At 59.6% G+C, this 11,185-nt stretch carries 9 protein-coding genes; 2 read left to right on the forward strand and 7 right to left on the reverse strand.

From position 1 onward, the window contains the following. From pgk to VN623_RS01665, 3 genes are all read right to left on the reverse strand, one after another. The coding region (pgk, locus tag VN623_RS01655) for a phosphoglycerate kinase (protein WP_325567462.1) at positions 1 to 254 on the reverse strand (254 nt) is incomplete at its 3' end. 40 nt (positions 255 to 294) lie between these two features. Next, positions 295 to 2,310 (reverse strand): transketolase, encoded by a 2,016-nt coding sequence (gene tkt, locus VN623_RS01660; RefSeq protein ID WP_325567464.1) that lies wholly within the window; start codon positions 2,308 to 2,310, stop codon positions 295 to 297. Positions 2,311 to 2,495: 185 nt separating this feature from the next. Continuing rightward, a complete protein-coding gene (locus tag VN623_RS01665) occupies positions 2,496 to 4,340 on the reverse strand; it encodes a monovalent cation:proton antiporter-2 (CPA2) family protein (protein ID WP_325567449.1) in 1,845 nt (614 codons plus the stop codon). A 120-nt stretch (positions 4,341 to 4,460) separates the two neighbouring features. On the opposite strand from VN623_RS01665, the gene VN623_RS01670 reads away from it, so the two are divergent. Beyond that, positions 4,461 to 5,057 (forward strand): sigma-70 family RNA polymerase sigma factor, encoded by a 597-nt coding sequence (locus VN623_RS01670; RefSeq protein ID WP_325567451.1) that lies wholly within the window; start codon positions 4,461 to 4,463, stop codon positions 5,055 to 5,057. After that, positions 5,058 to 5,696: a ChrR family anti-sigma-E factor gene (locus VN623_RS01675; protein WP_325567454.1), complete on the forward strand. Its 639-nt coding sequence runs from the start codon at positions 5,058 to 5,060 to the stop codon at positions 5,694 to 5,696. It abuts the gene before it with no gap. A 40-nt stretch (positions 5,697 to 5,736) separates the two neighbouring features. Here VN623_RS01675 and VN623_RS01680 read toward each other — a convergent pair whose 3' ends face one another. From VN623_RS01680 to VN623_RS01695, 4 genes are all read right to left on the reverse strand, one after another. After that, entirely contained in the window at positions 5,737 to 6,273 is a 537-nt protein-coding gene (locus tag VN623_RS01680) for a PQQ-dependent catabolism-associated CXXCW motif protein (protein ID WP_325567466.1), read from the reverse strand. Between the two features lie 199 nt (positions 6,274 to 6,472). Then, positions 6,473 to 7,372: a substrate-binding domain-containing protein gene (locus tag VN623_RS01685; RefSeq protein ID WP_325567456.1), complete on the reverse strand. Its 900-nt coding sequence runs from the start codon at positions 7,370 to 7,372 to the stop codon at positions 6,473 to 6,475. A gap of 244 nt (positions 7,373 to 7,616) precedes the next feature. Beyond that, positions 7,617 to 8,642, reverse strand: coding sequence for a c-type cytochrome, methanol metabolism-related (locus VN623_RS01690; RefSeq protein ID WP_325567458.1), 1,026 nt, complete (start codon positions 8,640 to 8,642; stop codon positions 7,617 to 7,619). A gap of 273 nt (positions 8,643 to 8,915) precedes the next feature. Then, a complete protein-coding gene (locus VN623_RS01695; RefSeq protein WP_325567460.1) occupies positions 8,916 to 10,736 on the reverse strand; it encodes a methanol/ethanol family PQQ-dependent dehydrogenase in 1,821 nt (606 codons plus the stop codon). Positions 10,737 to 11,185: the final 449 nt, after the last annotated feature.

Below are 11,185 nucleotides of genomic sequence, written 5' to 3' on the forward strand. Positions count from 1 at the left end.
TCCTGCAGCGCCTCGGCAATCGGCTTCAAAGAGAGATCGGCTTGCGGGCCACCTTTCGGCCTGCCGAAGTGCGAGATGACGATGACTTTGGCGCCGCGGTCCGCGAGCGACTTGAGGCCGGGCATGACGCGCTCGAGCCGCGTTGCATCGGTGACCTTGCCATCCTTGACCGGCACGTTGAGATCAGCACGAACGATCACGCGCTTTCCCGCGACGTCGATACCGTCCGTCGTCTTCAGCTTGTCGAGATTCATTCCGATGACCAATACGTTGCGATTGCCGCCGGCGTTTCGTTCAGCCTTGCGATGCGGATTTGATGGCTTGGCGCGCCGACTCCGCGACATGCGCCGCCGTGATCCCGAACGCTTCGAAAAGCTTCGGCGCCGGCGCCGAGGCGCCAAAGCTCGACATTCCGACGAAGCGATCAGATTTTCTCAGCCACTCATGCCACGACTGCGCAACGCCGGCTTCTATCGCAACGCGCGGCTGGTGGCCGAGAACGTCGTGCTGGTAATCCTGGGTCTGTGCGCGGAAGAGTTCGAATGACGGCATCGACACGACGGCGGCCGCGATCCCCTCTTTCGCCAAAACGCCCGCCGCATCTACGGCGAGGCCGACTTCGGTGCCTGTCGCGAGCAGCGTCACGTCGCGCTTGCCTTCGGGCAATTTCAAAACGTAGCCGCCTTTGGCGGAAAGATTTTCGGCGCTGTTGCCGCGCAAATTCGGAACCGCTTGCCGCGACAGGGCGAGGATCGACGGAGTTTGCTTCGCGGCAAGTGCCAGCTCCCAGCACTCCGCCGTTTCGACGCCGTCTGCTGGCCGGAACACGTTGAGGTTCGGTATCGCACGCAGTGCGCTGAGATGCTCGACCGGCTGATGCGTCGGTCCGTCTTCGCCGAGGCCGATCGAGTCATGCGTCATAACGTAGATGACACGCTGCTTCATCAACGCCGAAAGCCTGATCGCTGGCCGGCAATAGTCTGTGAAAACCAGAAACGTGCCGCCGTACGGAATGAACGAACCCGAGAGAGCGAGACCGTTCATCGCGGCCGCCATGCCGTGCTCGCGTACGCCGTAGTGCACGTAGTTGCCTGCGAAATTACCCGGCGCGATCGCCGTGTGATGCTTCGTCTTCGTACCGTTCGAACCCGTCAGATCCGCCGATCCGCCGATGAGCTCAGGAAGCACCGGAACCAATCGCTCGAGTGTCAATTGCGACCAGACGCGAGTCGCACGTTTGGCCGTGTCGGCGACAAAGGCGCCTTTCGCATCGGCAATTGCAGCGGCGACGGCACCCGTCGCGTCGCGGCCGTCGATCAAAGCTTTCGCTTCGGAACTTGCGGCTGCAGCCCGCTTCTTCCAATCGGCGTTGGCCTTGGCGCCTCGGCTGCCGACTTCGCGCCAAGCCGAAAGAACATGATCCGGAATATCGAACGGCGGATAAGGCCAGCCGAGCTTTTCGCGCGCCCCTTTGATTTCCTCGACGCCGAGCGGTTCGCCATGCGCGGAGGATTTGCCGGCCTTCGTCGGCGCACCGAATCCGATCGTCGTCTTGCAGGCAATCAGCCACGGCCGCGAGGAGTCATTTTTTGCCTTGTCGATCGCGGCGGCGACGGCGGCGGTATCGTGACCGTCGACGCGGGTCGTATTCCAACCGGAAGCCTCGAAGCGCTTCAGCTCATTGTCGGAGACCGACAGGCTCGTTGCTCCGTCGATCGAAATCGAATTGTCGTCCCACAGCACGATAAGCTTGCCGAGCTTCAGATGACCGGCGAGAGAGATCGCCTCCTGGCTGATGCCTTCCATCAGGCAGCCATCGCCGGCGATGACGTACGTGTGGTAATCGATGAGGTCCCCGCCGACGCGCGCCGCCAGCAGCTGTTCCGAAAGGGCGATGCCGACGGCATTCGCCAGACCCTGACCGAGCGGACCGGTCGTGGTCTCGATACCAGGTGCGTGGCCGTGTTCGGGGTGACCTGCAGTCTTCGACCCAAACTGGCGAAAATTCTTCAGGTCCTCGATCGTCATGCCGGGATAGCCGGTGAGATAGAGCAGCGCGTACAGCAGCATCGACCCATGACCGGCCGACAGGATGAAGCGGTCGCGGTTTGGCCACGCGGGAGCGGCGGCATCGAATTTCAGCGCACCGCTGAACAGCACGGTCGCGACGTCGGCCATGCCCATCGGCATACCCGGATGGCCGGAATTTGCTGCTTGAACGGCGTCCATAGCGAGCGCGCGGATGGCATTGGCCATCTCGTTGATGTTCGGCTGCGGCGACGCTACGGCCTGGGTCTGGACTTTGCTCATTGTCATGTGAGTCCGTGTTCCGGGGTGCCTGAATGCGCCCGCCCACAAAGGTTGAGCGGACATTTACCGGGGGATTGAAACGCCGTCTACCTCGCCCCGGGCTTTCATGCACGGCAATAGCCTCGCATGGCCGCTTCTTGGGGTTCGGGGACCATGTGTCACGCTTGGCCGGCAGCGATTGCCCATCAGACCTTGACCCTCGGTTCCCGTTGCGGTTTCGCCTCCCGCTGATTGCTTTCTGTCTGCGCCAGCTTCGCTTCTTCGATTTCATCCTCGCGGAAGAGCTTCTCGAGCATCGCGTTGGAACCGCGCGCCCGTTCTTGAAGCTTCTCGACATCGGAGGCGAGTTTGTAATCCTCTATCAACCGGCGTTCGTCGTGCGCCTTGAAGGTGTTGACGGTTCGGTTCGCGATGCGGTCGGAGTAGCCGAGCCCCTTGAGAAGCTCGCGCGTCAGATCGAGGGAAGCCAGAAATGTCTCGCGTCTCAAGGCAGCGACACCGAGATCGAGCAGCCTGTGGGCGTGGGCGCGATCGCGGGCGCGGGCGTAAATCGGCACATGTGGATAATGGGTTTTCACAATCTCGGCCGCGCGCATTGCCGCTTCCACGTCGTCGATGGCCAGTACGAACGCGCGAGCCTTGTCGATTTGCGCCGCTTCCAACACTTCCGAGCGGCTTGCATCGCCGAAGAACGCCTTGCTGCCGAACCGTTTGACGAATTCCACCTGCTCGGCACTGATGTCGAGCGCCGTAAAGGGCACGCCCTTGGCTCGCAGCACGCGGGCGGTGATCTGTCCGAAACGGCCAAAACCGGCGATCACCACGTGCCCGTCGGCCTCGGGCAATTCGTCGAATGCGCGGAGCGACGTCATCGCCCTTCTCGAAAGCACGCGATCCAGCATCAAAAGAAGCGGCGTCAACGCCATTGATAGCGTCACGACGACTGCGAGAATTTCGGAAGGCCGACTGCCCAGCACGCCAGCGGCACGTCCGACCGACAACAGCACGAAAGCGAACTCTCCGCCTTGCGACAGAGCCAGCGCCAGACGTCGCGATGGCCCGGATGCGAGCCCCTGCAAGCGGCCAAGCAGAAAGAGAACCAGTGCCTTGATGACTATAAGTAAGATCGTCAGCGTAACAATAATCTGCGGTTCCGACACCAACAGCCCGAGATTGAGCGACATGCCGATTGCGGTGAAGAAGATTCCGAGCAGCAAGCCTTCGAAAGGCGCGATGTCGGCCTCGAGCTCGTGGCGATAGCTGCTTTCAGCGAGCAGCGCGCCGGCAATGAAAGCGCCGAGAGAGGCCGATAGCCCAGCGTCCTCCATGATGAGCGTGACGCCGACAACGGTCAGAAGCGCCGCAGCCGTCATCGCCTCCTTGACCCGCGACAACGCCACGAGGCGTAGCAGAACATCGAGCACATATCGCCCGATGACGACGACGACGACGATGGTACCAAGGCCTCTTGCAAACGCCAAATAATCGATCTTCGGAACAGCGGCGGCAGCTGAAACAGCGAAGTACGGCGCAAGAGCAATGAGTGGTATGGCGGCGAGGTCTTGAAATAACAGTACGGAAAATCCGAGCCTACCGTGGCGCGTCGAGAGCTCGCCGTTTTCTTCCATCACCTGCAACGCAAACGCCGTCGAGGACAGCGCCAGCGCCGCGCCCGCGAACAGCGACGGCTGCCACCGCGTTCCGAAAAATACCAACGCGATGAAGCTGAGCGCCACAGACGTCAAGGCAACCTGCGCCGCACCGAGACCGAAGATGGCCTGCCGCATCGCCCACAGTCGTTTCGGCCGGAGTTCGAGCCCGATCAAAAAGAGCAACAGAACGATGCCGAACTCTGCGAAATGCAGAACCTGCTCGGCATCGCGCTCGGAGAACAGGGCTCCGACGCCAAAGGGCCCAAGCAGAACGCCGGCCACAAGGTAGCCGAGAACCGGGGCTATTCCGAGCCAGCGCGATAGTGGCGCTGCCAGCGCCAGAGCCGCCAGAAGAATGGCCACTTCGTTGAGAGTCACTCCGTCCCCCGTTGTCATGGGCCTCGCAAGAACCGTCCTTCTACACTAAGCCGCGAATGGGGTTATCCGCCACCCTCCTGCGCCCCCAAAAGTGGCGCCCCCGGTAACGTTCGGCTATGAATGCCATTCCGGCAATCGCACGGCCCGCAAGTCGTGCAGGCAAACGGTCGTTACCTGATGTCGATGACCGAAATTCTACAGCGCATCGCTGAAGGCGCCGACGTCGAGGCCTTTCGCAAACTTTTTGAAGCCTACGCGCCCCGCGTAAAAACCTACATGATGCGACAGGGCGCCGACGCTAATACGGCCGAGGAACTTGCCCAGGAAACCTTGCTGACCGTATGGCGAAAGGCGGCGCTTTATTCGGGCGAAAAAGGCAGTGCGACGACGTGGATTTTTACGATCGCTCGCAATCTGAGAATTGACAAGCTGCGTAGAGAGATGGCGTGGGTCGCGCTGCCTGACGGCTATGATCAGGAAGTTAGTCACGATGCGAATCCCGATGAGGCGTTGGCGGAACAGGAACGCCGGACGCGGATACAGCAGGCTCTTGCCGAGTTGCCGCCCGATCAGCACGAGGTTGTCGTTCTCTCATACGTCGACGGCCTGTCGCACGGTGAAATTGCCGACCGCCTGCGATTGCCGCTTGGTACCGTCAAATCGCGCATGCGGCTTGCGTATTCAAAAATCCGCGATGCCGTCGAGGACTTGAAGTAGATGGCCATCACGCACCATCCCGCCCCTGAGAGCCTGATGAGCTGCTCCGCCGGCAGCATGCCCGAAGCGTTTGCCGCCGTGATGGCAAGTCACATCGCAATGTGCCCAGGCTGCCGCAAACAGCTTTCCGTGATGGAGCAAATCGGAGCAGTGCTGCTCGAGGCGATGACGCCGACCGCTATCGCATGTGAGGCCGAGGTCACTTCGATGCGCGACCTCCAAGAGCGTGACGAACGGCAACCGCGATCGGACGGCGACGTGCCGGCACCGCTCGTAAGAACTTTGGGAACGTCGTTGGATCGGGTGCCGTGGAAGCGTGCCGGCCGCGGAATTTGGCAACACCGCATCGCGCTTTCACATGAAGGATCGAGTACGCTGCGGCTAATCAAAGTTGCCGCCGGCCTGTCGTTACCCGAGCATGGTCATAGGGGCTCGGAATTGACGCTGGTGCTCAGAGGTGCGTTTCGCGACGCGCGTGCACGTTACGCTACCGGAGACGTGGCCGAGGTCGACGAAGATATCGAACACGGCCCGATCGCCGACGCCGAGCAAGGTTGCATCTGCCTTGTTGCGACGGATGGCAAACTGCGTTTCAAAGGCCGAATGGCCCGCATTCTCCAGCCGTTGACCGACTTTTGAGCCTTACCGCTCTCAAATTCTTTCTCGCAGCAAGAACTGCTCAGGGCAGCGGACTGACTTCTTCGACAAGACCGCCAGCCTCCTGCCAGCCATCGCTACCGTCACGATACCAATCGACGTTGGTATACCCGTAACTCATTGCCCGCTTGGCGGCGTTCCAGCTCATCCAGCAATTCCTGAGACAAAAGAAGACGAGTTGCTTTGTCTTATCGTGGTTGGTCAGAGCTTCGAGATGACGCCTGAAATAGGCATCGGTAGTGGGTGCCAGCACACCGTATCCGACGTTCGGCAGCCAGACGGCATCTTCGATCGACTGATGCGTCGTCTCTCGCCACAACGTATCGGCGGGCAAGTTGTCAGGCTTCGGCGCATGTGGATAGACATCAATGAAGACACCCGACTTGGCCGACCAGATCTTCATCGCCTCTCTGTCCGAAAGAACTGTCGCGCCTCGAAGCGTCAGCGGAACGGGCGTCCGATAATCGTCGGTGCGGTAGTCCTGGGGTTCAGGCACCGGACCATTCGCAGGCTGTGCCGATACCTCGGCGGCGACTGCTTGCGCGATCAAGCTTCGCACCAGTGCTGTCGCGGGATACGCAAGCGCGATGGCCACTGCAGTAGCGCTCGCTACTTGATGCAGCCATTTCCGGAAGGAAGGTCCCAAATGCGAAAGTCTCCCGCCGTGTGCACCGCCTCGTATCGATCTGTCGCGATGTTGACGGGACAACGCAACACGTACCAGGGCACCGGGCGCCTGGCACGTGTCGTCGCGTCTGTTAGGGAGCGGGAGCTGCCGGCGGCGTTCCAGTGGCCCCGTTGGGACTAGCCGCAGTCGTCGTCGCGGCGGGTTTAACACTCGAGGCATCGGCTGTCCGCGGCTTGGTGATCATCTCCATCGATGTGTCGTCGTCGACGAGGAGCGGCACACCGTAATCAAGAAGAACCTTATCGATGTCGCCCTGACGTTTGCGGATAACCTCATTCAAACGCCGCTTCCAGGCATCGTCGCCTTGGCGAACGCCCATCGTTACGCGGAACGCAATCTTACCGGCACCCGTTTCTTTGAGCAGCGGAACGACAACGAGCTTCTCACCGTCACGCGCCGCCCAATAGGCCGCGATCGGCCCCCATTGCACGCCGGAGGCGATCTCGCCGGAACGAATATCATTCATCATTTCCTGAGCCGGATTGAAGTACCGGCGATCGACCATCATCGGATAACCTTTGATGTTGCCCATCAGGCCATCCTTGGCGATGTAGTTGCCGCCTGGAGAGCCCTGCACCACGCCGATTTTTTTGCCCTTCAAGCGCGGGTCGGCGATCGTGTCGACACCATCGAGGCCCGTGCCCTTTTTATAAACAAGCGCCGATGTCGAGCGGTAGATCGCGTTGGTGTTGAGCACGATGTCATCACCCTGCCCCCAACCGATCACGAGATCGCATTTCTTGGCGGCCAACGTCATGCGAATGAAGCCCATCGTCTTCGGAAACCAAGTGTAGACGACCGGCAACTTCAACTCGTCGCCGATGATCTCGGCTATCTTGTTTTCGAAGCCCTCACCCTTTTGATTGGAAAACGGCAGGTCTGCAGGATCGGCGCAGACGCGAAGCTCCTTGCGATTGACGAGATCGGCTCTCGGCACAATTTGCGCCATGAGCGGACTGGTGAGCGCCATTCCTGAAAAAATTCCAGCGACGGCCAGCACCATGACCGGCGCTGTCGAAAATCGGCTTGTTAACGCTTGTTTCCTCACGGCGATGACCTTTTTGTTCGTCTTACGATTTCAAACGGCAACGGGGCACGTCGTTACTACGACCGCCCCCCGCTTTCTCTTCTGCCGTTAGATAGTGAGCTACTGCGCCGCGCCGAAAGCCGCAGACAAATCACTATATGGTGAATTGGAGATAGTTTTCCAGATTCTACCCGGTGCAATCGTTGGCCGCTTTTTGCGTCTCGGGCGCAACATCTTCGCGGCTATTCGGGCGTCCCGGAGGCATTGCATCGGTCGAGCGTGCCTTGATGTACGTGTAGATATCATCGATGTAGCACATGATGTTGCGATCGGAGCCGAACGCCGGCATCACATATGTCGTGCCCGCACGATTGACGGTGCGCCCGCCTGATACCGTGGCGACGAACGTACTGTAATCCATCGTCTTCAACGAGTCGGCGAGTGCGGGGGCAAACGTGCTGCCGAGCGCGTTCGGGCCGTGGCAGACGTGGCAGGCATCGTGATAACGGCGGAAACCGTTCCAAGTCCCCCAATCGACCATGTAGTCTTTGGTCACAACATACTGCGGGTCGCCGTCCTTATTGCGGTAGCGGCCATCTTCGAACTTGAAGCCCTGACTTTTCGCAAGTTCCGAAACCGGATCGGGAGGTGATGTGCGGTCCTTGATATCGCCCGCAGCAGCGGCGTCGGCTGGCTTAGCATCAGCTGGTGCCGCGTCGGCCGGTTTAGCGTCAGCTGGTGCGGCATCGGCGGGCTTCGTCTCAGTGGCTGCCGGCGCGGCGGCTGGAGCAGCGGTCGCGTCTGCCGACTGCTGAGGTTTCTCGTCCGCAGCGGGCGCCGCAGGTGCGTCGGCCGTCGTCGAAGACGGCGATGGCGCCTCCGATTTCTTCTCGGGTTCTGGGGTGGCCGCTGGAGTTTCCGGTGCCGCTGGCGTTGACTCTTCTGTCTTTGCGGGCTCGGTCGCGGACGGTGCAGCCTCCGGAGCAGCTTCCGACTTCTTCTCCTCAGGAGCAGGTGTCGCCGCCGGAGTGGCCGGCGTTTCAGCAGCAGGAGCTGCAGGCGTGGCCGGCGTCTCAGCTGCCGGTGCCGGTGTGGTTTCCGCAGCCGGCGCCGGAGCGGACGTTTCTTCTGATTTCTTCTCGTTGCAGGCCGTTAAACCCACGGCAGTGCAGGTTAGCACTGCCACCGCCAGTACCTTGCCAAACTTGTTCACGAGTTCCTCTTCCTTTACCGAATTTTGTCTAACCGCTGTTGGGATTGCATTCGCGGATTGCGGATACTTTACGCCCTAGAGGTACACATTCGCTGGGTCAAGACACAAGCTTGCCAGACGGCCCTCGCGCGCATGAATTTCTAGATAACTCGCGCTATCCGATCGATCGAGCTTTGCCAGATAAGGCCGCAGGATCTCTCTCAGCCGCGATCATGATGTCGCAAAAGAGCCGGCGCAGGTTGCCCTGCGCCGGCTCGCATTTCTGGCTTTCGCCTATGGCAGCGCAAACACTGTCAGCGAGCCACCAAGGTTGGTGTACTCTTTGAGGCCAGCGTAGCCACCGACAGCACCCAGACCATCGGTCGGGTTCGTCAAGCCAGCAGCAAGACCAATACCGGCCCAGCCACCAACGCCCGAGAACACGCCAACGTACTGCTTACCACCATGCGAGTAAGTCATAGCGTTGCCGATGATGCCCGACGGCGTCTTGAACTTGAACAGCTCCTTGCCATCCTTCTGATCGACGGCTTTGAAGTAGCCTTCGAGCGTGCCGTAGAAAGCAACGCCGCCAGCTGTCGTCAAAGCACCAGACCAGACCGAGAACTGCTCAGGCTTCGACCAGACGATCTTGCCCGCAACGCCGTCCCAGGCGATGAAGTTGCCCATACCGCCATGGCTGTCCGGAGCCGGGAACATGGAGAGCGTGGCGCCAACGTAAGGCTGACCAGCCGTATACGAAACCTTAAATGGCTCGTAGTCCATGCACACGTGGTTCGTCGGAACGTAGAACAAACCTGTCAGCTTCGAGTATGAAGCCGGCTGTTCGTCCTTCGAGCCGAGAGCTGCCGGGCAGATGCCCTTCGTGTTGTGATCGGCACCGCCTGCAAAGGTCGAGTACTTTTTCACAACAGCAGGACGACCATACGTCGGGCTGTTCTTGTCCATGTCGACGCCCGTCGACCAGTTGACGACCGGGTCATACTTCTGGGCAACAAGCAATTCGCCAGTCGTACGATCCCAGGTGTAGCCGAAGCCGTTACGGTCGAAGTGAGTGGCCGTTTTACGCTTCGTGCCGCCGAAATCGAGTTCGGCTAGGATCGGCTCGTTGATGCCGTCATAGTCCCACTCGTCGAACGGCGTCATCTGGTAGGCCCACTTCGCAACGCCGGTATCGACATCACGAGCAAACATCGTCATCGACCACTTCTGGTCGATCGGCTTGCCATCCGGTCCCGCACGCTGTGCAGGGTTCCAGGTCGAGGGGTTACCCGTTCCGTAGTAGATCAGGTTGAGTTCGGGATCGAAGGCCATATAGCCCCAAGTCGAACCGCCGCCGATCTTCCACTGATCGCCATTCCAGGTCTTCAGCGAAGAGTTCTTGCCGACAGGCTTGCCGAGCGAGATCGTCTTCTCGGGATCGACCAGGATGTCTGAATCCGGGCCCATCGAGTAAGCGCGCCAAACTTTCTTGCCGCTGTTGATGTCATAGGCCGTCACGTGGCAGCGAACGCCGAACTCAGCGCCCGAAATACCGATGACAACCTTATCCTTGACGACAAGCGGAGCGCCTGTGCCGGTTTCGCCCTTCTTCGGATCGCCGTCGACGACCTTCCAAAGTTCTTTACCCGTCTTTGCGTCGAGGGCGACGAGAGACGTATCAGCCTGATGCAGGAAGATCTTGCCTTCGGCGTACTGAACGCCACGGTTAACCGTGTCACAGCACATGACAGGAATAACCGAGGGATCCTGCTTCGGCGAGTACTTCCAGATGATCTTATTCTCATCGGCGAGGTTCAAGGCGAACACGATGTTCGGGAACGCCGAGTGAAGCCACATCGTATCGCCGATGACCAGAGGACCGCCTTCGTGACCACGAAGAACGCCCGTCGAGAACGTCCAGGCCACTTTGAGCTGGCCGACGTTGGCCGTTGTGATTTGGTCAAGTGTCGAATACCGGGTTCCGGCATAGTCACCGGACTGAATAGCCCAGTTATTCGGATCGCTAGACAACTTGATCACGTCATCGTTCGCCCAGACGGGCGCCGAGAACGCGGCAGTAGCTAGCAAACCGCATGCGAATGCACTTTTGCGCATTGCGCTTCCTCCATTTTGAGAAAAGTCTTGCCACGCTTGCAAGTCGATCCCGAAAACTCCCGATTACCCCGCCCCCGATCTCAGGAATTGCGGGATTTTTTCCCGTCTTTGCCTGGCCTTTGGAGGGTATCTTCACGAACCCGTGTAGAACTCGGTAGTCCTCGTGAACGGGCGCATGTAGACATCTTTTTTTTTAATCCGCAACACGAAGTGCGACGATCATTCCTCTGCGGCAAATTAGGACAACATCTCTGACCCAAAAAACATCCCATTCCATAGGCAAATTTTGCGTTGCACCAAAAATGGTGCAGCGCACGTATAGTTCGAAGGGAGGAATGGAAAACAGCGTTTGCGATCACGAATTATCGCGAGTTCGTGATGGCTCGAAGGAAAAATCCATCTCGGCGTAAGCTTTGGCTCACGTTCAGCAAGTACCCATCACCCATGAC

It is taken from the genome of Hyphomicrobium sp., from assembly GCF_035572195.1.
Taxonomy (GTDB): Bacteria; Pseudomonadota; Alphaproteobacteria; order Rhizobiales; family Hyphomicrobiaceae; genus Hyphomicrobium_B.

What these genes read in the sequence shown, in the direction of transcription:
- VN623_RS01670 (WP_325567451.1), top strand. Translation starts at nt 4,461, where the DNA reads ATGCCATTCCGGCAATCGCACGGCCCGCAAGTCGTGCAGGCAAACGGT.
- VN623_RS01685 (WP_325567456.1), bottom strand. Translation starts at nt 7,372, where the DNA reads ATGGCGCTCACCAGTCCGCTCATGGCGCAAATTGTGCCGAGAGCCGAT.
- VN623_RS01675 (WP_325567454.1), top strand. Translation starts at nt 5,058, where the DNA reads ATGGCCATCACGCACCATCCCGCCCCTGAGAGCCTGATGAGCTGCTCC.
- VN623_RS01695 (WP_325567460.1), bottom strand. Translation starts at nt 10,736, where the DNA reads ATGCGCAAAAGTGCATTCGCATGCGGTTTGCTAGCTACTGCCGCGTTC.
- tkt (WP_325567464.1), bottom strand. Translation starts at nt 2,310, where the DNA reads ATGAGCAAAGTCCAGACCCAGGCCGTAGCGTCGCCGCAGCCGAACATC.